This window comes from Bacillus sp. S71 (assembly GCF_016625265.1).
Classification (GTDB): Bacteria; Bacillota; Bacilli; order Bacillales; family Bacillaceae_G; genus Bacillus_A; species Bacillus_A cereus.
Window position 1 is genome coordinate 347355 of sequence record NZ_JACVUW010000005.1, and the last position, 24491, is coordinate 371845.

Here is a 24491-nt window from a genome sequence, read left to right on the forward strand (position 1 = left end):
ATTTTAATTAGTAACTGTCACATTTCTTTGCTTATATTCTTCAAACTTTTCTTTAGGAATAAAACCGTAAAATTCATGTTCATCCCTATAATCTATGATTTCCTCTTTACTTAATTTTCTTATTACCCTGGCAGGATTTCCTCCAATTATACAACTTCCCTCTTCGAAACTCTTTGTAACAACTGCGCCAGCCCCAACTATAGTATGATCCCCTAGAATAACGCCAGGTAATATTACAGAATTCATACCAATCCAGCAATAATTACCTATAATAACTTTACTTTTCTTATGCTTTCTATAATCACTCATAGCATGGTTAGAACTTATAATACCTACATTAGGAGCCAAGAGTGTATAATTCCCTATAACTATCTCACCGATTCCCTGTATATAACAACCAGGAGTAGCTCCAACAGAGCTATTGATACCAACTGTAACATTACCATAAACTATAGAATTTTTATGAACCGGCCAATATACTCTTTTATTTTTATTAAATACTTTAAAGAAAATAAATTGCTTAAATGTAACTGGAATTTTATTATCTACAATTTTAAAATAATCATTACAAAAGCTACTCTTTGTTAACCATCTTTTTAGAGTCTTTTTTAAATAACCCATATAACTTATCCCTCAAATTCAATTTCATATTTAGGTAAATTAGTATTTCATTTGTGATGACCTTACTCAACATCAGAATCGATAATACCATAGCAATAATCATAAATACTAAGCCAATGTATATATTAAAATCAAATATATATTTATAGATTACGTATATACATATAGTAATCATAAACGTCAATACTGTTCCTTTTATAAACTCAATAATTGGAAATAGCTCTGTACTTTTTACCTTTAATACTTTCTTTAGCTGTGAAGTTTGAATAAAAATTAAGAGTTGAGCACTAATTACATTTGCTACTGCAGCACCTTTCATTCCAAATACTTTGATACACACAATATTCAATATAAGATTATTAATTAAATTTATTATAGCATTCCTTGTATATAGGCGACTTAATCCTAATGCTAAGAATAATGAGCCGTAATAATAAATTCTGGATAGAGCATTTACTTGATATACCCTAAATAAGTTTACCGCATCTATATACTTGCTAGAAAAAATCAGTGTTACAATCTCATTGGCAAAGACTATCAATGCCACTACAATAGGAATAACTACTGTTATCATTACTTTTCCAGCCCTATACCATAACTCAATTAACTCTGAATATCTGTTATTATCATACTTATCCTTTAATGATGGAATTAATATATTAAACAATGATACTCCAATCAAACCTAGAATTGGTATCTCATATGAAGCAGTAGCAATAACAGCGAATTCTTTTTCTGTGAAAAACTTCCCAATAATTAACTTATCCAAATTAGTATTTATAGCACCAATTAAAGCTGCTGCACCAATAGGTACACCAAAAGTAAGTATTTTCATGGTCTTTTCCATACTAAAGTGCTTCAATTCCACTTTTATAACCTTAGCGAAATATAACAATATAAGCATCCTTATGAATTCTCTCGATATTAGGCATAGTAATAACGAAACTAAGGTTTGTTTATAATAGCAAGTATAAAACAAACTACATATAAATACCAAGTTTGGAATAAACGAGTTGATTAATAGCAATTTAAAAGTATTAAATGCAATAAACAAGTTTTCTATACATGCTCCAACAAAACTAAATAAAAATAGCAAGATAAAAAAGACCCAATACTCGGTAAATAAAAAAGTATTAAAGTTATAATTAAAATAAAACAATGAGATTATAGAAATGGGTAGTAATAACATTAATATAAACAACATGGCCATAAAAAAATTAGGTAAATATACATGTCGTTTATTCGAAGACATAAAATAAAGTATAGAAGAAGGTAATCCAAGAGAAGCGACAGAAATAACTAATGTTAGTACTGTATTAATTTCTCTATAATTCGAATACATTTCCAAAGGTAAGAATCTGGATATAATCATCATAGATACTATATTAACCATAACTGTAAATGCCTTACTCACAAATAATATTATACTTTTAAATCCATTATCCATATTAATTCTCCTCTGTCTTCCTCTTAGTTACCTAGTTTATCGCTTAATAAACTTTCCATTCTTTTCTTTATTTGAACTAACTCTTGAAAATAATACTAAGAATAAAATTATTATTGTTACATCTAATCTTCCTCTAGCTATAACATCTGGATCCGCATACATTACACAAAATATACACAAATACATTATTCTAATTTTAATCAACATAAATGCTGGATGAGTAAATTTCTGCAGAAAATCCTCTACTGAAGTAGCAATAACTCCAAATAAACTACAGGTAATAACTACACCTGGGACTGAAAATTGATAATAGCCTAAAGAAACTAAATCAACAGGAATTCCAGCAATATTAACTAAATTATAATTGGCTGTATTTAAAAGATGTGAGCTCATTACTTTATCTGCCCCAAAAACATTTAATATTGATGTCGGTATGATATTAACCAACCATGTAAAATAATCCACAAAATATCTAAATGTTCCATCTGGATAAGTAAAACTATGAACTTTAACCAAGTTAACATATGGAAAAGAGAATTCGAGTATGTTTTTCTTGAATTTATCTAGCGCGGAAACATCTTCTTTGTTAACCGTATCAAATGCTAAATAAGAAAATAAATCATCTAAATTTTGCAAGATAAAAACTCCAAGTAGAACTACGATAATTATCGATAAGTTTGCTTTTATACTTTTTTTCTCTTTCATTATGTAACCTAATATTATGAAGCTTGATAAAAAAATAAATAAAGGTAATCTTCCTGCATTTAGTAAATAATAGTATATAGACATAGTAAACGTAACAATGAACATCGCCTGATATATTATCTTAGCTAAAAGACTATGCTCTAATTTATTTAATACATAAAACATGGTACAACTCGCTATAATTAAGGGCATTAACATTACGGCATAAGGATTAGAAAATTTATTTGTATCTGTGTACATTCTCAGTACTTCCGCCACTCTAATGGCTTGTGAAAATCCACCAAGATTATTCACATATTGAATAAGGCTGACAGAACCAATTGCAAAAATCAAAATTGTGAAAACTACCATTGAAAATTTAGATACATTATAAGATTTAGATTGATTATATAAGGAATCATTGTATTTTATAGGTTTCCTAGTTAATTTACATACAATATTCTTATAATAATATCCAACTAAAATTGAAACATAGCCTATAATACTTAAAACAGAAGCAAATAAAAAATTTTCTTTTTCCATATCTAAACTATCTAAAATATGATTAGATAACATGCTAAAATCTAAATTCAGAAGGCATATGGGTATAATTCCATAACAAAACACATAAATTACATTGATACCCGATAATAAATCAAAACGATTATTTATATTTTTTTTAGGCCTTCTAGCTTCAAATACTACTATTACTATAATCAGTATGATACAAAAGACCGTTCCTATTAATTTCCACATAAATTCCTAACATCCAATCTATTTCATTAACTTTACCCAGAAATTTTTTTCAACAAATCTTCAACAACATTTTTCCATTCAAATTTCGAATTACTTTTACTCAAAATTTCACTGAGATTTTTATCGCTTTGATAAATAGCATATAAATTTAAAAGTGTTTTTGTGATTTCTTCTTCTTTATTTAGGAGTATTGGACCACTCTTTGCATGATTCATCATAGCTCTTACAGGGTCATTTGCATCTCCTAAAATCGTTAAAATACACTTATTAGCTCCTAAATAATCATATGCTTTTCCAGGTATTTGATTACTCCCTCTATTACCAAATAATAACAATAATTGGCTATAATTAATATATTTGATCGCTTCTTCAAAACCTGTACGAGGCAATATTTGAATACAGTCTAATTTATTAATTTTACTACTAACTCTTTCAAAATTATCTATCCCGCCTAAAAATATAACATTTATTTTCTTATATATATCCTTATGATGTTCCTGTAAATATGCTATAGATTCAATGAAAGGGTTAATGTCCCTAAGTTTAGTAAAAATTTCTCCAGCATGTATAATATTCAATTTATCATTGTCAATATACTTTGGTTTTTTATCCGACTCATTTAATTTATACATTTTAGGATCAAATCCACGATATACAATATCAGTGTCTTCTGCCTTTAATTTATAATTATTAATGTATTCTTTTTGAGTATTTTCAGTTGTGAACAAATGTTTGTCTGCGGTCTCAACCACCTTTTTTTCCAACCTACCCTCAATATATTTTCTAAATACACTATAATCCTGTCTGTTGGGATCTGTTACCCATGGATCACTCCAATACGCAACCCATTTCAACTGAGGAAAGTTTTTCTTAAGTCTATATGCTACTAAATGAGAAGATGGTGTCTCATGCATCGATAAGACATAATCAATGTTTTTTTTAACTATAATCTCTTTTCCTTTCCTCACAGCATTTTTAGACCACATATAATAACTATCAGGTATAGCCACATTGTCCTTAATTAACTTTTTTAGTCTTGTAGCAGAATCACTTGTATTTTTTTCACTTTTCACAAAACTTACCTTTTCGTCACTACTCTTTTTCGCATAAAACTTTTTGTATAAAAAACCCATATCACATCTTGTAACATCTATTCCCTTACTAATCTTATTAAATAAAGTTTCATCATAATTAGACATATCACTTGGTACATCTACTGTAAGTACGCTAACATTATGGCCAAGTTCTAACATATAATTGGCATAATATAGAGCCCTAATACTTCCTGAAACATTAATAGGCGGATAGCATGTAGTTACTAATAGTATATTCACAAAAAACACCTCAAAAGTTTTTAAATATATTCATCTAAAAAGCTCAATTTTAACTCCTTATAATCTCTTTAGAGAGTATCGTACAAATCACCCAAACGTTTTTCCATTATACCCCACGAGTATTCGTTCTCATATAGTATTCTTGCTTTTCTAGCTATTTCTTCCTTCTTAGCAAATTCTCTTTCTATTTGTTCACACGCTTGTTCAAAAGAGAATTTATTATATTTTACGACCTTACCTATATCATTTTGTTTAACTAGCTCATCTATACCAGTTCCTTCTGCAACAATTATTGGCTTTCCAAGCATCAATGCTTCATAAAGTTTATTAGGAGATGAATATCTATGATTTGGTACACTAGGATCATAGACTGCAAATAGTACATCACACTCCGATTCTAACTTTAAAGTTTTTGCATAAGGAATTTTCCCATAAAAGAATATGTTGGCATTTTCATGCGCTCTATCTATTACATAAGATTCTAATTCTCCGAATCCGCCTATATGTAACTCCCACTCAGGATGATGTCCAAACATATCAATTATCTCCTCAAGCATCCTGCCCTTTCCAAGGATACCTACATATACAAATTTAAGCCTATTAGATGGTTTTATAATAACATCTGGTTCTACTGACAAGTTAAATTTAACGTCTGGAGAATTATGAACTATATATAAATTTTCTGGCGTACTTTTTGCTATCTGCTGTAATCGATTTTCATTAGCAATAATTACTGCATTAGAATTATTTATCATACATATATCCAATTTTTCAACTGTATTTTTTAAGAACGAGGGTACATGATATGCCTCTACATAATAGTCAAAGATGTCATATACATACTTCTTACGAAACAACTTTGCACAAATATACGCCGGTATTACCGTATCAAAATCACAAGCATGTATAACATCATAATTCTTACGATGTTTAATCAACCATACAATCTGACAAATAAGAAATAAAATGAGTGAGAATATATTTTTTATCCCACCCCCAAATGTTGCCTTAATATTAAAATAACGAATCGGTACCGAGCCGTTTTGAAGATGTAACTCCCCATTTTTCAAGTCCTCATCTTTATTAACTGTTCTATTCCAAGCTAGTATACTTGCCTTGTGTCCTAAACCTATTAGAGTGTTTACTTCTTTTTCCACTCTTGGATCAGGATTAACTGGATTGGACCTTAAAAAAACTATCCTCAATTCTTCTTCACCTCTAGATCCACCTTAATTTAACCATTAATTTCAAAATCACTATAAATTCGCAACATAATATCTTTTACTACCTTAGTATCATGCTCTTTAATTTTATTTAAACTATTTTTTGAAAAAGCCATTTGAGCTTCTTTATCTAAATATATTTTCTTTATTGCCTCTTCTGTTCCTTTTAAATCGTTACACTCTACTAGGAAACCATTCTTACCATTATCTATTAAATCAATATTACCTCTTATCTTAGTAGCGACAATTGGCAAACCTGCCGCCATCGCTTCCATAACTGATTTAGGTAAGCCTTCTTGAAAGGAAGTAAAAACAAATAAATCTGATACTTTTAAGATTTCTGTAATATCAGTACGATACCCTAAAAATATTACACGATCCGCAACACCTGACCTATCGCATAACTCTCTTAGTTCATCTATTAATGCACCTCGTCCGCAGATTGCATAATAAATCTGGTCATATCCTTCCTTCTTTAGCTCTGCTAAAACCTTTATTGCCTGCTTATGATTTTTTCTTTCTATTAACTCCCCAATTGATAACATTAGAAATGCATCTTCTGGAACATTAATTTCTTTTCTTTTTAAAGAACGTTCTACTTTTACCTCATTTATAGCTACGGTATCAACACCCACACCAGGTATATAATACACTCTACCCTCTTTTCGAAGACGAAAACGTTTAGCTGCATTGTAATCCTCTTCATTCATAGTTAATAAACCATCTGTACAAGAAGCAGCAAAACGTTCAATACCTTTGTAGACTAAATTATTAATAGTGGGTGCACCCTGATAAAAATGAAATCCATGTGCTGTATACAAAACTGGTTTTGTCTTTGTTAACATTGCACATATTCTTCCCAATAAGCCACCCATAGGGGCATGGCAATGTACTAAATCAAAATTCCCCTTCTTCATTAACTTCATTAATTGATATCCAGCTTTAATATTTACTAATGAAAATGGAGACCTTTGAATATCGATATGGTGTCTAATAATATTAAGTTTATCTAGTGCTATAGTGGCATCATTAAAATTAGCTGCACAATGCACCTCATATCCTAGTTCTCGTAATATATTTATATTATCTTGATCAAATAGAGTAAATTGCCTACTTACTGTTGATACTAATAATGCTTTTTTCAAAAAAGTCACACCCCGTATAATTCTATAATATCTTTAACAGCCTTTATAACATCATTAACATCACTATCATTCATAGTAGGATATAGTGGTAATGATATAATTCTGTCAAACCACTTTTCCGCACTTGGGAATTCACCATTTTTATATCCAAATCGATTACGATAGGCGGTCATTAAATGTACCGGAATAAAGTGTACACTAGTACCTATATTACGCTCATTTAACTCTATGATAAATTGATTACGGTCGATTTTGAGTTTTTCTGGGACTATTTTAATCATGTAAAGATGCCATGCGTGAGTTGTAGTTCCTTTAGTAACCTTTGGTAGTTCAATAGTAGCTATCTCTTTAAATGCCTCATTATATTTTTCCGCAATCTGTTCACGACGATTCTGCATTCCCTCAAGTCTATCTAACTGTATAATTCCTAACGCAGCTTGAAGATCAAACATATTGTATTTATAACCAGGTTCTTCTATATCATACATCCAAGAACCACCTTTAGCATATCTATTCCAAGCATTCTTACTCATTCCATGAGTAACTAATATACGTGCTTTATTAGCAATTTCTTCGTCATCCGTAACAAGCATACCTCCCTCTCCTGTAGCAAGATTTTTTGTAGCATAGAAACTATACGCTACAGCGCCTTGAGGGGAATTTCCAATCCGTTTCCCTTTATAACGTGTATAAATGGCGTGTGCTGCATCCTCAGATACAAATAAATTATGCTTATTTGCTATTTCATAAATTCTATCTAGTTCACAAGCCTGTCCTGCATAATGAACCGGTACAATTGCCTTCGTTTTAGAGGTTATTTTCTCTTCAATTTTATCTGGATCGATACAACCAGTTTCTGGATCAATATCAACAAAAACAGGAGTTGCACCTGTGTGGATAATAGTATTAGCAGAGGCTGCAAAGGTCATAGGGGTAGTTATAACTTCGTCCCCAGGCCCAACACCTGCAGCCAGAAGCGCAATATGTAACGCAGCGGTACAAGAATTCATTCCCACCGCATACTTTGCTCCCACATATTCAGCAAAGCGCTTCTCAAATTCAATGGTACGAGGTCCTTTTGCTAACCAACCAGATTCTAAAGCATTAATAACCTCACTAATCTCTGATTCCGTAATATCAGGTAAACAATACGCTAAGAATTTTTCTCTTCTATCAAGACATAAATCATTTGACATTTTCAACATCCTAACCATTTTTTATTTTTTTGGCCAATAATGATAAACAGAACTACAATTTGTATTTTTAAAACCGTAACTATTATAAAAATTTATAGCACTAATGTTATTAACCTGTGTACCTACTTTTATAAGCTCAATATTATTACCAGCTAAATATTTTTCCATTCCACTTATTAGAGTTTTTCCAATTTTTTGCCCTCTAAATTCCATATCAACTGCAATTAGCTCAATAGTGGCAAAAGAATTAATATCATTTATTGAAAAAAGTAAGAATCCAGCAATTTTTCCATTTCTTTTAACTGTAACAAAATAACGTCCCAATTTATTAAAAGCACTTTTCACCCAATGTTTATATACATCCCTTGCCTTACTCAAAGGAAGAAATTCATCATTAAAAAATCTAGAATGTTTAAATGCCTCTTGAGCTATCTTTATAATACTTTCATTATAAGGATAGTCCTCATGGACTTCCGTAATATCCTCTTTATCTGCTGACTTGTTCGATAAACGTTTAACAAATTGAATATTAACATCCACAAGAAAGGCATTTTTATATTTCCCTAGCCATTGATTATTTTGGGGATTATTATTCAAGTTAGTAATAGTTATAAAATCATAACTATCTAAAAATATCGATAGTTCTCCTTCATTCAAAATTGCATCCTTCAATATTACCCTAGCTGATGACATTCCAAAATACTCTGTATCCCAACTTAGTTTAAAAGCTTCATATGTTTCATTATATATGCTTTCTATACTATTTATTTTCCCTTTTAACATTTACATCACCTACATTTGAATAGATTCCTTTGCGCATTACTATTCCTGTAACAGTTTTAAATCCTATTTTTAAATCGAGTATAAAAGAAATATTATCTACATAATAAACATCGTGCTTTAACCTCTGCTTCCACTCAGTTGAATTTCTATAATATGCTTGATTATACCCACTAATTCCTGGAAGGACATCGAGCTTTCTTCCTTCTTCTTCATCGTAATAATTAAGGTGTTCTGGTAAATCTGGTCTTGGGCCGATAAAACTCATATCACCTTTTAATACATTAAATAACTGTGGTAACTCATCCAAGCTAGTCTTTCTAAGCATCTTACCTATACGTGTCAATCTCGGGTCATCCTCTGAATTAAATGTTGAACCATCTTCATTACGTAAATCTGGTGCATTTACCTTCATAGAACGTAATTTAAACATCTTAAAAGTTACCTTATTTCTTCCCAGTCTTTCGCCAAAATAAAAAATAGGTCCTCCGTCCTCAATCTTTATACATACTGCACATACTAATGTAACGATAAGAATAATAGGTAGTAATAATAATGCAAACAATATATCTAAGAATCTTTTTATATATTTTGTATATATCATCGTTCCATCTCCTTCCTATGTTTATAAATTCATTAAATAAATTTATTTTATATTTTTCCAAATATAAAATAAGCAATAATCTTTATAGCTAAAAATACATCAATTTCTATCTAGGAATGTCAGTTAAATTGACTTTCCAAAGAATCATTAGCAATTCTTAATAATCTATCTCTAATATCCTTCCTACTCATCTTTTCAAAATCATCCATAAACTGCATTAAGATATCTTGATCCATTAAAACTGCCTTTCCAATGTGAATCTTAGGGAATATTTGTTCAGGGTGAATCTCTCCTTCATTTAATAGCTCTTCATACATTTTCTCTCCTGGTCTTAATCCAGTAAATTCGATTCCAATTTCCTCAACAGAATAACCCGAAAGTGTAATAAGATTTTTGGCTAAATCAACAATTTTCACTGGATCTCCCATATCAAGAACAAATAATTCTCCACCTCTAGCTAGCGTACCAGCTTGAATAACTAATCTCGAAGCCTCAGGTATTGTCATAAAGTAACGAATCATATCAGGGTGAGTAACTGTTACAGGTCCACCTTTTTGAATTTGTTTCTTAAACAGAGGAATTACACTTCCCCTACTCCCAAGGACATTACCGAACCTAACAGCAACAAAACGTGTATTCGTACTAACAGATGCCATATGCTGTACAATCATTTCTGCAAATCGTTTTGTAGCTCCCATTACATTTGTCGGATTTACAGCTTTATCTGTAGAAACCATTACAAATGTATTCACTTTAAACGTATCTGCCGCTTCAGCTACATTTTTCGTACCAAAAATATTATTTTTCACAGCTTCTTCTGGATTACGCTCCATTAAAGGAACATGCTTATGTGCAGCTGCATGATACACAATATACGGTTGATGCTTTTTCATTATTTCAAAGATTTTATGACGATCTTGAATATCAGCGATTTCTGTTGTTATTTCCACAGAATCTTTATAAGTAACTCTCATTTCCATCTCAATATTATAAATGCTGTTTTCACCATGTCCTAAAAGAACAATTTTAGCTGGTTTGTATTTCATCACTTGACGACAAATTTCTGATCCGATTGATCCACCAGCGCCCGTTACTAAAATCGTTTTACCTGTAATCTTTTCCCCAATTCCAGCATCATCTAGCTTTATTGGTTCTCTCCCTAATAAATCCTCTACTTGTACATCACGGAATTCATTGACAGAGAGCTTACCATCTAAAAGGTCTTCTAGCATCGGCACAATTTGCGTTTTCGCCTTTGTTTTTCTACACTTCTCAAAAATTTCATTGATTTGACTTCTATTTAATGAAGGAATTGCGATAATAATATGTTCTATATCATTATCTTCTACAATTTCTTGAATATGATTTGTTGTACCAACAACTGGTACATTATAAATTTCTAATTTTTGTTTATTTCTATCATCATCAACAAATGCAATTGGATATAAATCTGCTTCTTTATTATGTTGCAACTGACGTACTACCATTGTCCCTGCTGAACCTGCACCAATAATTAATGTTCGTTTTTTATTAGTTGCTTTCGTAATATATGTATCACGGAACATACGCCATATGAAGCGAGAACCACCTATTAATAATAAATGCAACATCCATGCGATTGCTAAAATGCGAACATAAATATCATGATTTATAATTTGTTGAACAATTGCCGTTACTAAAATCGATAATGTAATTGCCTTAAATATTTGTTTTAATTCTCCAATACTTGCATATTCCCACGCCTTGTTATACAACTTATAAATAGCTGCAAAAACATGATGACTACACAATAATGTAATAGAACTAATAACTACTGTTGTAGGAATTTTGCTTAATACATTTGGATGTATAAACCAATAACTTAAATACACGGCAGTTAATACGATAAATGAATCTAATAAAATTAATAATGAGAGCCGTCTTCGATAACTCAATATACCTGTTCCCTTCTTTATATAATTCTTATCTTATTCATAATAAAAAAGTACATTCTCTTATGAATGTACCTCTTCCTTTTTTACAAGTTCTTTCATATACTTCATTAACTCTACATTTAATTCTTCATTTTGTAGCGCCATCTCAATCGTCGTCTTAATAAATCCAAACTTCTCCCCAACATCGTAACGCGTACCCTCAAAGTCATAAGCAAATACACGGTGAACTTCATTTAAACGTTGAATTGCATCTGTCAATTGAATTTCCCCACCAGCACCTGTTTGTTGATCTTCAAGGAGCATAAAGATTTCTGGTGTTAATATGTAACGTCCCATAATTGCTAAATTTGATGGTGCCGTACCTTCTGCTGGTTTTTCAACAAATTGACGCACTTGATAACGGCGATCGCTTTGTTCAATCGGATCAATAATACCGTAACGATGTGTTTCGTTTTCAGGCACTGTTTGTACACCAATAACAGATGAGTGTGTTTCTTCATATTGATCCATTAATTGGCGCAAACATGGCGTTTCTGCTTGAACAATATCATCACCAAGTAATACTGCAAATGGTTCATTTCCAATAAACTTACGTGCACACCATACTGCGTGTCCTAAACCTTTTGGTTCCTTTTGTCTTATGTAATGAATATTAATTTTTGAGGAAGCTTGTACTTTTTCTAGCATCTCATACTTCCCTTTTTCTAGTAAGCTTTGCTCTAATTCAAAGGAATGATCAAAATGATCTTCAATAGCACGTTTACCTTTTCCAGTAACAATAATAATATCTTCAATTCCGGATTGTATCGCTTCTTCTACTATGTATTGAATTGTTGGTTTATCAACAATTGGTAACATTTCTTTAGGCATTGCCTTTGTTACCGGTAAAAATCTTGTCCCCAGTCCCGCAGCTGGAATAATTGCTTTTCTTACTTTTTTCAAATCTAGTCCCCCAAACATATTATTATATCCATATGTAACAATAACAAAAACCCTACTTATAGGGTCGTCTTTACAACTCCATAAGTAGAGTTTCTAACATGAATAAATTATGGGCATCTAACCCATCCTCACGTCATACTCCCGACGACAAGCGTCTAAGGTAGGTTCGAAATAAAAATTTCTACCCACAGCACGACCGAGTGCCTCCATTGATAACGGTTAGGAGACATCACCAATTCTTTATTTAAAAAATACCGAACAATTTTTTGCGACGAATTTGTTCTGGATCTTCCTTATAAATTGCTTTACCGCTAATTAATAAGTACGGATTCTCCTTTAAATCACTCATAACACTCATTCCAAATTCTTTCTCAATTAGTTCATAGCTTTCCGCTAAATGAAATCCTCTTGATGTCGTGTTATGTGCATCTGATGCGATCATATGTGTTAAATTATGTTCCACAAGCTGTAATGAGAATTTTTTAATCTTTTTACCAAATTTCCCAAGCAAACTACCTGCTGTTACTTGTGTTAATGCACCTTTATTTACAATGTTATATAACTTATCTGGCCGCTCGATTAACTCGGCATTACGTTCTGGATGAACAATAATTGGAATCATTCCCTTTACACGTAATTCGTATAATAATTGTTCGGCATAACGTGGTACGTGATTCGATGGAAATTCAATGAATATATATTTATTTGTTTCATTTAAAGTAACGATTTTACCAGCTTCATAGTCTTCTAATAAATCGCCATATAATCTGACTTCTTGCCCAGGTAAAATGGTAAGTGGAATATTATGTTGTTGTAGTTCATTATTTAGCTGTTTTACATGATGAATAATTGAGGTACGTTCATTTACATATTTTCCATTTTGATGGTGCGGCGTTGCGACAATTGTATGTATTCCTTCTGACACTGCTTGCTGTGCCATCGCTAAACTATCGGTGACTGTCTGTGCACCATCATCGATACCAGGTAAAATGTGACAATGTAAATCTATCATTTGTTTCATCCTCCCTCTCTCCTATAAAGATCTTTTTTCCCTTGAATATGAGATATCGCTCATATTCAAGGGAAAAAAGGAGATATGTTTCTACCATATCTCACTCTTTTAATTAGTTTGCACCGTAATAATAATATAAGCCTTCTTCACGTTCACGATCGTTCAGAACAACGCCCAACAATTTACCTTTAGCCGATTCTAACAATCCTTTTGCTTTTACTGCTGTTTCTTTTTCTGTTGATTCACTACGAACAACAAGAATAGAAGCATCACATACATTTGCCATAATTTGCGCGTCGGTAACAGCTAAAATTGGTGGCATATCAAAAATAACTAGATCGTACATGCTGTATGCTTGTCCAAGAAGTTCTTTCATTGATTTTGAACCTAACAATTCAGCTGGGTTTGGGGGGATTGGACCACAAGCTAAAAAGTGTAGATTATCAACTAGTGTTGTTTGCACACATTTCTCTAAACGTTCACTATTTGTTAACACATTCGTTAGTCCAAAAATATTGTCTACTTGGAACATTTGATGCATTGCTGGTTTACGCATATCTGCATCAATTAATAATACTTTTTTTCCTTGTTGAGCAAACACAACAGCCATATTCGCTGTCGTTGTCGTTTTCCCTTCACTTGGGTTTGCAGACGTGACCATTAATGAATGTAAATTCGTATCAATAGCTGCAAATTCAATATTCGTTCGAATATTACGATATTGTTCTGAAATTGGTGATTTCGGCTGTTGATGAGCAATTAATTGACGACGTTGACGATGATTCTTTTTCTTTTTAAATAAATTAAGAGCCAATTGTTTGTCCCCTCACTTTTCTTGATGATGGAGCGTGTGATTTCACGTTCATTGTTTCTTCATCCATACGAGCTACAATTCCTAATACTGGTAAGCCAAGTAAGTTTTCCACATCTTCTTCTTTTTTCACTGTGTTATCTAAGTACTCTAGTAAGAATGCAAGACCAACTGAAGCCATTAAACCAACAACGAAAGCAATTGCCACATTTAACATTGGACGTGGTTTAATTGGAGATTGATTTTCTGCAACTTCTGCTTTAGATAGCACTGTTACGTTATCAACGTTCATAATTTTTGCAACTTCACCTTTAAATACATCTGCAGTTGCATTCGCAATATCACGAGCTAGTTTTGGATCTTTATCCTCAGCTGTTACAGAGATTACTTGTGAATCCTTTTCATTCGCAACATTAATCTTTCCTGTTAGCGCTTGAGATGTCATATTTAAATTTAATTTTTCATTCACTTGTTCTAAGATTACTGGACTTTTAATAATAACCTTATATGTATTCGTTAATTGAATATTCGTTTGAATTTCACCAGCTTGGAACATTGCACCCTCTTGTTTCTTCTGGTTAACAAGAATTTGCGTCGAAGATTGATAGATTGGTGTCATGAAGAAAAAGCTAATGATAGCACTTACAATAGCTGCACCAAATGCAATTACGAGGATCATTGCTAAACGTTTTTTTAAGATATGAAATAACTCTTTTAAACTAATTGTTTCTTCCATAGGTTCCTCCAACTTTCTAAAATTTACACATAGGAAAAATTATAACATATAAATCTTACATTTTTTATTTTTAATAATTCAGTTCTGTATTTGTTCACAAGAAACAAGTTTAATCTTACAAAATAATCTTAAATATGACAACACATTCCAATCATTTTCCAAAATTTTTATTTTAGCACGTTTTTTACACTGTGTAACTTGATAAAGAATTTTCAGAAAAAAGTAAAAAGCCAACAAATTTTTGTTGGCTTTTTCATATTTTAATAATAACCATATTGCTCTTTTTCTTCTCTTTTATCGTTTAAAACGACACCGAGTATTTTGCCTGATGCTTTATCTAATATTTGTTTCGCTTTTACGATTTTATCTTTTTCCGTCTTTTCACTTCGTACAACGAGTACGATTCCATCACATTTATTCGCAAGTATTTGTGCATCCGTAACCGCAAGGACAGGTGGCGTGTCGATTAATATAATATCAAACATGTTATATGCTTCTAGCAACGCCTCGTCCATAGCCCGGCTCCCTAATAGTTCTGCTGGGTTTGGCGGGATTGGACCTGCTGCCATTAAGTATACGTTCTCTATATCTGTTTTTTGAATGCATTGCATAAGTTTTGCTTGTCCTGATAATAAGTTCGTTAACCCATTTGAACTATGAACGGCAAATAAGTTTTGTATTGTCGGCTTACGCAAGTCAGCTCCAATTAATAAAACTTTCTTTCCTTGTTGTCCGAAAACAACTGCTAAGTTTGCGATTGTTGTTGTTTTCCCATCACCTGGATCTGCTGAAGTAACAATAATAGAACGAACATGATTATCTACAGATGTGAACTCAATGTTTGTACGAATGTTACGGTATTGTTCTGTAATACGCGATTTAGGCTCTTTATGTGTAATTAATTGTCGTAATGGTTTTCTTTTCTTTCTCCCGAACATATTCATAATCTCCTTTTGTAAAATGCGACATTTCCCTTTTCTCTCTCTTATGCTCGATTTCATACGTCTAATTAATATTCTTGCTGATTTCCCCACATTTCATCATAATCAATAACATTCTACTTTGTCTTATTTAAGTACCTTAACAATATGACAATGCCCTTATTTCTTTATTACCTTTATCACTTATCCTGTTTTCTAGATAAACAATAAAGTAAGTATATGGTAATTGCCATCTATTTACAAGTTGTTTTCTGATTAGTTTGTATATTATCGTTTCATCGTTATATAGCAGAAATTAAAAAAATCTCCTTGTCTTTTTACAAGGAGATTTTTTAGTACTATCTATTCTTTTTTATCACCAATCGCAAATGTAATTTCTGCCTCACATGCAACTTCACCATCTACTGTTGCGATTGCTTTTCCTTTTCCAATCGGGCCGCGTACGCGTGTCATTTCTACTTCTAGACGAAGCTGATCACCTGGGCGTACTTGTTTTTTGAAACGGCAATTGTCGATACCTGCAAAGAAAGCAAGTCTTCCGCGGTTTTCTTCTTTCTTTAATACTGCAACTGCTCCGACTTGTGCTAATGCTTCTACAATAAGTACACCAGGCATAACTGCATAGTCAGGGAAGTGTCCGTTAAAGAATTCTTCGTTTGCGGATACATTTTTAATCCCAACCGCTCTTTTACCTTCATCTACTTCTAATATTTTATCAACAAGTAAAAATGGATAGCGGTGAGGAATGATTTCTTTAATTTGTTCTATATTTAGCATGTAACAATCGCCCCTTTTGTAATATTGGTCTTACCACTTGGACATATTGCTATTATCCCATTTTGTTTATTGTTTGTCATTACAAAGTAACATTTTATATTTAGCACAACTTCCTAAAAAAAAATGCACACACTCTATTCCATTAAAATAGTTGCACATTTTTGCAACTGACACGGAGGTGGAAAGGAGTGTATGCCCAAATTAGGGAAAGGCAATATGTATTGAAACATTATTTGCCTTAATGTCGTATTCGACTCATTATATTATAAACGTTTTCAATTAAGGAAATATTAAATTTAACCATATATATGAATATTTTACCTGTTTCCTTCATATTTCTCTATTTTCCTTCCATTTTCGCAAAAAAACAAAATAAAAAAATATAAAAACAAAAAAAAGAACTAAGGCATTAGCCTTAGTTCTTTCAAATTATCTCAAAGCACGCTTTGGTAATCTGTCGATATTCTCTAACATAATACCTGTACCAACCGCAACGCAGTGCATTGGGTTTTCAGCAATTAATACTGGTACTTTTAGTTCTTCTGCTAGAAGCATATCGATACCGTGTAGTAAAGCTCCACCGCCTGTTAGAATAACACCGCGGTCGATGATATCTGCAGATAATTCTGGTGGCGTGCGCTCTAATACACCTTTTGCAGCTTGTACAATAACAGCTGCATTTTCTTTTAATGCTTCTGTAATTTCTTCAGAGCATACTGTAATTGTACGTGGTAAGCCTGTTACCATGTCACGTCCGCGAATTTCAAGTTCTTCGCTACGTGCACCTGGGAATACTGTACCAACTTTAATTTTAATATCTTCTGAAGTACGTTCTCCGATTAATAGCTTATACTTACGTTTAATATAGTTTAAGATCTCCATATCAAACTTATCGCCAGCCATTTTGATAGAGGAAGAGGTAACAATATCACCCATAGATAGTACAGCGATATCTGTTGTACCTCCACCAATATCAACAACCATGTTACCGCTTGGTTGGAAGATTTCCATACCAGCACCAACTGCGGCTACTTTTGGTTCTTCTTCTAAAAATACTGTTTTACCACCTGAACGTTCAGCAGCTTCACGAATTGCTTTTTGTTCTACTGATGTAATATTTGTTGGACAACAAATTAAAATACGAGGTTTTGAAAAGAAGCTCTTTACGTCCAATTTGTTAATGAAATACTTTAACATTGCTTCTGTAATTTCGAAATCTGCGATTACACCATCTTTAAGTGGACGAATTGCTACAATATTACCAGGCGTACGTCCCACCATACTTCTCGCTTCTTCACCGACTGCTAATACTTTACCACTATTACGATCAATGGCCACAACAGATGGCTCATTTAATACAATACCCTTACCTTTAACATGAATTAATACGTTAGCCGTACCTAGGTCAATTCCGATATCTCGCGCAAACATTCCCGTTTTTTCCTCCTCGATATTCAAAATCAGGTTACACCCGAATTCTTTTCACCTAATTTCTGATTTTATCATAAATTTAACAGAAACGTAATATTCGCAAAAAGAATTCTTCTGAAAAATATTACCGAATGTGAACGGAATGTTTGCTACTGTAACATTATTGACGTACAGGCTTCTCTACATCTTCTTTTCTATACTTTTGTTTTGTTGCTTCTCCACCTCTTAAATGACGAATAGACTTATGATAATCAAGAATTTCTTTTACCTCATTTGCGAGCTCTGGATTAATCTCTGGTAGACGTTCTGTTAAATCTTTATGGACTGTACTCTTTGATACCCCAAATTCCTTTGCAATGACACGCACTGTCTTTCTTGTCTCCACGATATACTTACCAATCTTGATAGTTCTCTCTTTGATGTAATCGTGCACACCACTCGCCTCCCTAATTTGGATGTGAGAAGGGTGAAATGAGCCTCGCTGCATATGACTAAGAAGTAAGTGTGAGTGCTGTTTGTAAGCGTTAAACATTCTTGGATTTATAATGAAATGATTCACGATTTCTCACCTCAAACACTCTCTTTGCTTTGGTTTATACCATTGTATTGCCCGCACTACTGATATATGCTACATGTTCACTATTTTTGCGGACTAAGTTAAGAAAAATTACGTTTTTTTGTGAGAAATACGTTAAAACTGACTATTATGGCCAAAAAAAATGACACCTTGTATAAAAGGCGTCATTCTTCTCGTTCCAATTCTTCTTCTAACAACTGATGGTGGGGAACCTCTTTCTTACCGGCAATATAATAATATAAAGTGAATAAAACAAACAATAAAATAATAGCAGTCGACAGAACAAACAAAAATGACACAGTATCCCCTCCCTTTTGTAATATATATTCGAGAATCTCGTCATTTTTCCTTGTTTTTACAACTTTTTTCTCGAAATTGAGTATTTTTATATAAAGTGAAACTTTAATCAGTGGGTGCCATTTCCCACTGATTATTAGTTGAACCAATCGGGCTTTTACGGGCAGTTGATCCCCGACCTAACTTCTTAGCTTTCACTGAATTTTGAAGTAGGGGTCTTACTGCCCGTTAATGCGGGATAAAAATAAAAAAATCAATTCTCTTGATGAGAACTGATTTTTTCACTTTATTATTCTTGTGAAGAAGAATCGTTAGATGATTCTGTAGAACCGTTTGTTGATTTTTCTTCTTTCTTCGGTTCTTCTTTTTTGTCACTAGTTGAACCGCTTGTTGATTTCTCTTCTTTTTGAGACTTGTCTTCTGTTTTATTTTCTGGTTTCGTGCTCGTTGACTTCTCTTCTTTTTGAGATTTGTCATCAGCTTTTTTACCAGAAGCATTCGTAGCCTTTGCAGCACCTGCATCAGCTTTAATTTCTGTTACTGATTTATTTAAGTAACGTTCAGGGTTCACAGCCACATTGTCTTTACGTACTTCAAAGTGAACGTGAGAGCCTGCCTCTTTATTCATTGCACTTAGACCGGATGTTCCTAATACTTCACCTTGTGCAACTCTTGCACCTTTTTCTACTTTCACACTGCCTAAGCTTTGATAAGATACCGCTACACCATTTCCACTATCAACTGTTACAACATAACCAAGAAGTGAATCTTTTTCAGCTTTCGTTACTGTACCACTTAAAGCAGCGGCAACATTGAATTCTTTTCCATTCTTCGCAGCAATGTCAATTCCTTTGTTTGGGGAATATGTGTTGTTATAAAAGACAAGTGCTTTTTCTTGTTCCGCCTCAGTTGCTGCATCTTCATAGAATTTCTTTTGTACGACTACTTCCGCATTCGCGGCAGCTGGCATTTTCACTACTTCTGAAGATTTCGTTACTGGTACTGCTGGATCTTCCGATTGTGTATACGGTGTTGCTTGATCGTGGTTTGGAGTCTTCTTCGGATTAGCTCCTTGGAACCATAGCGCAACCATTAAGATTACCGCTGCACAAGCAATGTATAGTGCCGGAAACACCCATCTTTTTTGAAATAAATGTACTACCTTTTGCGACTTTTTATTATTTCTTCCTCGCATTCCATCATCACCTCAGCAATCATTTTGAACAATATTCACGTATCCTATACAACGTATAACTAATTAATTTTCGACAAAATTTGTAAAAATATGTATAAGAACTGTAAAATTTCCGAGGAAATGATAGAAAAAAGAAAAAACTGAGCGTTTCGGCTCAGTTTTTAGTCCATTTGTTTCTTCTTATATACGATTAAACACGCAATAAGCGCAATAATAAGCCACACTCCAACATTTAATACATGCCCACTAATACTACTAAACCCAGCTCCATCTACTAAGCTTTTGATTGCTTTTACAATATGAGATGTTGGAAGATACTCAATTAGTGTCTTAATTACTTTATTTTCAACCATCGGCTCAAATTGTACAGCTAAATACATCGTCATTAAAATAGGCATACCAATTAAAGATGTTTGTGGTACAGAAGATGCAAGTAATCCAATCATTGTTCCAAGCACGATAAACAAAATAGTTCCACATAAGAATACCAATCCTACCAATGGAAGATTAATATTTAACTGATCTAAAATGAATAAATTTGCAATACAAATGACCATCGTCAGACCCGATGTTAATAAACTCTTTCCAAGAAGAACTTCAACAGAAGATGCTGGGGATAACATCAACACACGCAGTGTATGTTTTTCTTTTTCTTCTGCAATTACCATAGATTGAACAAAGCCTGCGACAAATAGGAAGGCCGTTATAGTAGTAATGCCTAACATTTCCTTTCCCACTCCAAATCTGCTAAACAAAAATGAAAGTATAATTGGTAAAAATGCCATTAACAACACTTGTGAATTTGTCTTAAAATCTTGTACTTCTTTTCTAAAAATAGCTGATACACGTCTCATTGAAAAAGTCATTATAATCCCCTCCCAGTAACTTCAATAAAGATATCACCTAGCGTTGGTTCGTGTGAATGAATGGATAGTAATTCTCCTTTGTTCATCCATTCTGAAATACGTTTTGCACCTAATTCATCTTTTTGCACTACTGCTTTTTGTTTATCTTTTAATACGACCTGTATTTGATCCTTAGCGTATTGTAAGCGTAGGTTCTCTGGCGTATCCAGCGCTACAATTTCTCCGCCACAAAGGAAGGCAATACGGTTACAAAGCGTTTCTGCTTCATCCATGTTGTGAGTCGTTAAGAAAATCGTCGTTCCTTCTTCATTTAAGTCTTTTAAGATTTTATGAATGTTTTGTACGTTTACTGGATCGAGTGCAGATGTTGGTTCGTCTAAGAAGAGGATATCTGGTTTATGAAGGATTGCTCTTGCCAGTGTGACGCGTTGCTTCATTCCCTTTGATAGTTTCTTTACTGGTGTTTTTTTATCATCTAATAAATTTACTTGTGTTAGTACTTCATCGATTCTTTCTTTTTTGCAATCGTATAAGTCACAAAATAATAGTAAGTTATCATAAATGCTAAGTCTTTCATATAAGCCGCTGTTATCTGTTAAAATACCAATTCGTTTGTAATCGATGCTACTTGGTCCTGTAATATCTTTCCCTAATACTCTTACCGTTCCAACACTATGAAGCAATTGAGAAGTTAAAATTTTTACTGTTGTCGTCTTACCAGATCCACTCGGTCCGAGGAATCCGAATATCTCTCCTTGCTTCACCTCAATATTTACATTTCGAAGTGCCGTTTTTCCACTGAAACTTTTCATTACATCTTTCATTTCAATTGCCAATGTCATTTCTTCATCCCCTTTGTTTTTCTTCTTTATAGATGAAAGTCGCTTTAGCGCTTTTCGTTCGTTTGTTTCGCTTTTCTTGACTCAATCATATGAAAAACAAAGGGTTTACGCAGTAAAATACCGGTAAAAGGAGTATTTTTACCGGTGAATGAATCGCATGTTGAGCTTATTGGAGCACTTTTTATAGCCCAATCACGCCTTTTAATTCATCCATGCGTCCTTTTGAAAGCGGAATTGAACTTTTTCTTTCGTCATCCAAAATTAAACTGAAACTGTTACGAGTCCAAGTAATCACTTCTCGCACTCTTTGTAAATTCACAAGATACGAGCGATGACATCTAAAGAAACCAAAACCTGTTAATCTCGCTTCTAGTTCACTTAATGTTAATGCACATACAAAATCCCCTTCACGAACGTGAATATGTGTCACTCCGTTTTGTGTTTCAATGAAATGGATTTCCATCGGATCAAGTAAAATGATTTTATCGTTCACTTTCGCAGGTATTCTTTCTAACTTCATTTGCGGAATTATTTGAACGACCTTCTCTTCATCGACTTTTTCTGCTTCCTCTTGTTCAATTTCTACTTTTTTCACACCATCATTGTTTAGTATATATACATCTTCCGTTAACGAAAGGGCATCCGATAGGAAAGATGACGTAATAAAAATCGCCTTTCCTTGTTCTTTCATTTTCATGATTGCTTTTCGAATAATAACCGTACTCTCTATATCTACATTTTGCTCTGGCTCTTCCAAAATAACTAAATCCGGATTATGAATCATCACTCGCCCGATATGAAGACGGCGTTTCTCTGAAAATGATAATTTTTCTATTTTAACGTTTAGTTTATCTAGGAGACCAACAGACTGCACAACTTCTTCTATACTTATCTTTGATTCATAAAGCCCTAATAAAAATTTGAAGTATTCTTTCACCTTCAAACGATCATATGCCTCATCTTTCAAAAAACAAAAACCGATGCGGGAATAATTTTTCTTTCCAATTGCTCCCCCTTCAAACAGTACATTGCCAGTCGACGCCTCTTCTTCACCAATAATGATGCGATGTAACACTTTAGCTGTATGATTATTGCATTGCAAAACAATACATTGTCCCTTCTCCACCTCTAGCTCAATTGCCGGTAACTGGTTCGCCTTCCCTAATTGTTTCAACTCTAGTAACGCCATTTCATTTCCCCCAAATGCCTTTTTATCCTATTATATCAAACAGTTAATGGAAAATTATGATATTTTAAACAGAAAAAAATAGGTGCCAGAGTTCTGACACCTATTTCTTCACCATCAATTTTCCTTCATAATCATTCATCGTCTTTATTTCAACGCCTTTATAGTAATGAGCGACGATATCTGTATATTTCTTTCCTTCCGCTGCCATGCCGTTCGCCCCGTATTGACTCATACCAACGCCGTGACCGAAGCCTTTCGTCGTAACGATGATTTTATCTCCTTGTTGTTTCCACGTGAAATCAGAAGAACGTAAATCTAACTTTTCACGAACTTCTTTTCCTGTTAATGTTTTTCCTTGAAAAGCTACATCCTTTACACGCTTTCCTTCCGTAAGGTCTTTAATGTTTCCAACCTTCCCGTCTGCTAGCACTTTCACACCGAGACGTTTTTGAAAATCAGCTACTGTAAATGTTTGCTCGCTCGTAAACTTTGGTGAGGCTTGATCCCACGGACTATCTACACTTTTCAAGTACGGATAATCATTTCCCCAATAGTCAGCTGCATTTTCTGTTCGACCATTACTCGTTGAAAAGAAGGATGCTGAAATTGGTTTTCCATCATACGTTAAAACTTGTCCTGCTGTTTTCGAAACAGCTTCTTCGATTTTCTTCAAATTATTTTCGTAGTTATTGCCCCATTGCTTCTTCAATTCATCTTTGCTTTTGTACACTTGATCTTTCACCGTATCTGTCACGTCTGCATTATTTTTCTTTCCTCCGCTTAGCATACGTTGTACTACAAATGTTCTTGCTGCTAATGCCTGTGCCTTTAGTGCCTCTATTTCAAAACTGGCATTCATCTCAGAAGCTACTACACCGGTCACATACTCCTCCATAGGTAATGATTCTACCTTCTTTTGTTTCTCACGATATACAGCAACTTGAACAGCTGTATCTACTTTTCCTGGAGCTGGTATACTTTCTATCGCTGGAGGAGTTTTAGAGGCTGTTTCTTCCCCTACTTTTGCTTTCGCAAATGGGATAACAAGGGCTGCAGGTACAATGATAACGAGCGCTATTAAGAGCGCTACTGTAATAAAAAGTGGCTTTGAAAATTTCATCCTATTTTTCCCCCAATATAAAAGCTTTACT

The 24491-nt window shown here is 33.3% G+C and carries 24 protein-coding genes; all 24 read right to left on the reverse strand.

Translation table 11 applies throughout. The features are described from left to right. Positions 1-3 precede the first annotated feature (3 nt). Positions 4-621 carry an acyltransferase gene (locus IBT51_RS27285; RefSeq protein ID WP_200458735.1) on the reverse strand — a complete coding sequence of 206 codons (618 nt, stop codon included), beginning with the start codon at positions 619-621 and terminating at the stop codon, positions 4-6. After that, positions 575-2068 (reverse strand): lipopolysaccharide biosynthesis protein, encoded by a 1494-nt coding sequence (locus tag IBT51_RS14590; protein ID WP_200458736.1) that lies wholly within the window; start codon positions 2066-2068, stop codon positions 575-577. The genes IBT51_RS27285 and IBT51_RS14590 overlap by 47 nt, the downstream gene beginning before the upstream one ends. A 36-nt stretch (positions 2069-2104) precedes the next feature. Continuing rightward, positions 2105-3508: an O-antigen polymerase gene (locus IBT51_RS14595; protein ID WP_200458737.1), complete on the reverse strand. Its 1404-nt coding sequence runs from the start codon at positions 3506-3508 to the stop codon at positions 2105-2107. 32 nt (positions 3509-3540) lie between these two features. After that, complete coding sequence (locus IBT51_RS14600; protein ID WP_200483284.1) at positions 3541-4761, reverse strand: glycosyltransferase family protein; 1221 nt, start codon at positions 4759-4761, stop codon at positions 3541-3543. A gap of 149 nt (positions 4762-4910) precedes the next feature. Further along, entirely contained in the window at positions 4911-6047 is a 1137-nt protein-coding gene (locus tag IBT51_RS14605) for a glycosyltransferase family 4 protein (RefSeq protein WP_200458739.1), read from the reverse strand. A gap of 29 nt (positions 6048-6076) precedes the next feature. Next, on the reverse strand, positions 6077-7210 hold the full coding sequence (locus tag IBT51_RS14610) for a glycosyltransferase family 4 protein (RefSeq protein ID WP_200458740.1): 1134 nt from the start codon (positions 7208-7210) through the stop codon (positions 6077-6079). A 5-nt stretch (positions 7211-7215) separates the two neighbouring features. Beyond that, positions 7216-8406, reverse strand: coding sequence for a DegT/DnrJ/EryC1/StrS family aminotransferase (locus IBT51_RS14615; RefSeq protein WP_200458741.1), 1191 nt, complete (start codon positions 8404-8406; stop codon positions 7216-7218). 21 nt (positions 8407-8427) lie between these two features. Beyond that, positions 8428-9189 carry a GNAT family N-acetyltransferase gene (locus IBT51_RS14620; RefSeq protein WP_200458742.1) on the reverse strand — a complete coding sequence of 254 codons (762 nt, stop codon included), beginning with the start codon at positions 9187-9189 and terminating at the stop codon, positions 8428-8430. Further along, complete coding sequence (locus IBT51_RS14625) at positions 9167-9787, reverse strand: sugar transferase (RefSeq protein WP_200458748.1); 621 nt, start codon at positions 9785-9787, stop codon at positions 9167-9169. The genes IBT51_RS14620 and IBT51_RS14625 overlap by 23 nt, the downstream gene beginning before the upstream one ends. A gap of 122 nt (positions 9788-9909) precedes the next feature. Beyond that, on the reverse strand, positions 9910-11724 hold the full coding sequence (locus tag IBT51_RS14630; RefSeq protein WP_200458743.1) for a polysaccharide biosynthesis protein: 1815 nt from the start codon (positions 11722-11724) through the stop codon (positions 9910-9912). Between the two features lie 60 nt (positions 11725-11784). Further along, positions 11785-12666: a UTP--glucose-1-phosphate uridylyltransferase GalU gene (galU, locus tag IBT51_RS14635; protein ID WP_200458744.1), complete on the reverse strand. Its 882-nt coding sequence runs from the start codon at positions 12664-12666 to the stop codon at positions 11785-11787. Between the two features lie 244 nt (positions 12667-12910). Further along, positions 12911-13678 carry a tyrosine-protein phosphatase gene (locus IBT51_RS14640; protein ID WP_078384781.1) on the reverse strand — a complete coding sequence of 256 codons (768 nt, stop codon included), beginning with the start codon at positions 13676-13678 and terminating at the stop codon, positions 12911-12913. Between the two features lie 112 nt (positions 13679-13790). Further along, on the reverse strand, positions 13791-14492 hold the full coding sequence (locus IBT51_RS14645; RefSeq protein WP_097877289.1) for a CpsD/CapB family tyrosine-protein kinase: 702 nt from the start codon (positions 14490-14492) through the stop codon (positions 13791-13793). Next, positions 14482-15225, reverse strand: coding sequence for a YveK family protein (locus IBT51_RS14650; protein ID WP_088349223.1), 744 nt, complete (start codon positions 15223-15225; stop codon positions 14482-14484). The genes IBT51_RS14645 and IBT51_RS14650 overlap by 11 nt, the downstream gene beginning before the upstream one ends. 260 nt (positions 15226-15485) lie before the next feature. After that, positions 15486-16163, reverse strand: a complete 678-nt coding sequence (locus IBT51_RS14655) for a CpsD/CapB family tyrosine-protein kinase (RefSeq protein WP_050844744.1) — start codon at positions 16161-16163, stop codon at positions 15486-15488. Positions 16164-16508: 345 nt separating this feature from the next. Beyond that, positions 16509-16943, reverse strand: coding sequence for a 3-hydroxyacyl-ACP dehydratase FabZ (fabZ, locus tag IBT51_RS14660; RefSeq protein WP_000931959.1), 435 nt, complete (start codon positions 16941-16943; stop codon positions 16509-16511). Positions 16944-17372: 429 nt separating this feature from the next. Beyond that, positions 17373-18374: a rod shape-determining protein gene (gene mreB, locus IBT51_RS14665; protein WP_000457978.1), complete on the reverse strand. Its 1002-nt coding sequence runs from the start codon at positions 18372-18374 to the stop codon at positions 17373-17375. 160 nt (positions 18375-18534) lie between these two features. Next, entirely contained in the window at positions 18535-18807 is a 273-nt protein-coding gene (gene spoIIID, locus IBT51_RS14670) for a sporulation transcriptional regulator SpoIIID (protein WP_000544012.1), read from the reverse strand. A 308-nt stretch (positions 18808-19115) separates the two neighbouring features. Next, positions 19116-19250, reverse strand: coding sequence for a hypothetical protein (locus tag IBT51_RS14675; protein WP_000008903.1), 135 nt, complete (start codon positions 19248-19250; stop codon positions 19116-19118). 287 nt (positions 19251-19537) lie between these two features. Next, a complete protein-coding gene (spoIIQ, locus tag IBT51_RS14680) occupies positions 19538-20443 on the reverse strand; it encodes a stage II sporulation protein SpoIIQ (protein ID WP_001214922.1) in 906 nt (301 codons plus the stop codon). A 161-nt stretch (positions 20444-20604) separates the two neighbouring features. Then, positions 20605-21309, reverse strand: a complete 705-nt coding sequence (locus IBT51_RS14685) for an ABC transporter permease (RefSeq protein WP_053563321.1) — start codon at positions 21307-21309, stop codon at positions 20605-20607. Continuing rightward, complete coding sequence (locus IBT51_RS14690; RefSeq protein WP_053563320.1) at positions 21309-22151, reverse strand: ABC transporter ATP-binding protein; 843 nt, start codon at positions 22149-22151, stop codon at positions 21309-21311. The genes IBT51_RS14685 and IBT51_RS14690 overlap by 1 nt, the downstream gene beginning before the upstream one ends. A gap of 181 nt (positions 22152-22332) precedes the next feature. Further along, positions 22333-23340, reverse strand: a complete 1008-nt coding sequence (locus IBT51_RS14695) for a LytTR family transcriptional regulator DNA-binding domain-containing protein (protein WP_200458745.1) — start codon at positions 23338-23340, stop codon at positions 22333-22335. A 100-nt stretch (positions 23341-23440) separates the two neighbouring features. After that, positions 23441-24460, reverse strand: a complete 1020-nt coding sequence (gene spoIID, locus IBT51_RS14700; RefSeq protein ID WP_000672651.1) for a stage II sporulation protein D — start codon at positions 24458-24460, stop codon at positions 23441-23443. Positions 24461-24491: the final 31 nt, after the last annotated feature.

Bases quoted from the DNA above. Each gene is read 5' to 3' on its own strand.
- IBT51_RS27285 (WP_200458735.1), bottom strand. From the start codon at position 621: ATGGGTTATTTAAAAAAGACTCTAAAAAGATGGTTAACAAAGAGTAGC.
- IBT51_RS14590 (WP_200458736.1), bottom strand. From the start codon at position 2,068: ATGGATAATGGATTTAAAAGTATAATATTATTTGTGAGTAAGGCATTT.
- IBT51_RS14595 (WP_200458737.1), bottom strand. From the start codon at position 3,508: ATGTGGAAATTAATAGGAACGGTCTTTTGTATCATACTGATTATAGTA.
- IBT51_RS14600 (WP_200483284.1), bottom strand. From the start codon at position 4,761: ATGTTAGAACTTGGCCATAATGTTAGCGTACTTACAGTAGATGTACCA.
- IBT51_RS14615 (WP_200458741.1), bottom strand. From the start codon at position 8,406: ATGTCAAATGATTTATGTCTTGATAGAAGAGAAAAATTCTTAGCGTAT.
- IBT51_RS14620 (WP_200458742.1), bottom strand. From the start codon at position 9,189: ATGTTAAAAGGGAAAATAAATAGTATAGAAAGCATATATAATGAAACA.
- IBT51_RS14640 (WP_078384781.1), bottom strand. From the start codon at position 13,678: ATGATAGATTTACATTGTCACATTTTACCTGGTATCGATGATGGTGCA.
- IBT51_RS14650 (WP_088349223.1), bottom strand. From the start codon at position 15,225: ATGGAAGAAACAATTAGTTTAAAAGAGTTATTTCATATCTTAAAAAAA.
- IBT51_RS14655 (WP_050844744.1), bottom strand. From the start codon at position 16,163: ATGTTCGGGAGAAAGAAAAGAAAACCATTACGACAATTAATTACACAT.
- fabZ (WP_000931959.1), bottom strand. From the start codon at position 16,943: ATGCTAAATATAGAACAAATTAAAGAAATCATTCCTCACCGCTATCCA.
- mreB (WP_000457978.1), bottom strand. From the start codon at position 18,374: ATGTTTGCGCGAGATATCGGAATTGACCTAGGTACGGCTAACGTATTA.
- spoIIQ (WP_001214922.1), bottom strand. From the start codon at position 20,443: ATGCGAGGAAGAAATAATAAAAAGTCGCAAAAGGTAGTACATTTATTT.
- IBT51_RS14685 (WP_053563321.1), bottom strand. From the start codon at position 21,309: ATGACTTTTTCAATGAGACGTGTATCAGCTATTTTTAGAAAAGAAGTA.
- IBT51_RS14690 (WP_053563320.1), bottom strand. From the start codon at position 22,151: ATGACATTGGCAATTGAAATGAAAGATGTAATGAAAAGTTTCAGTGGA.
- IBT51_RS14695 (WP_200458745.1), bottom strand. From the start codon at position 23,340: ATGGCGTTACTAGAGTTGAAACAATTAGGGAAGGCGAACCAGTTACCG.
- spoIID (WP_000672651.1), bottom strand. From the start codon at position 24,460: ATGAAATTTTCAAAGCCACTTTTTATTACAGTAGCGCTCTTAATAGCG.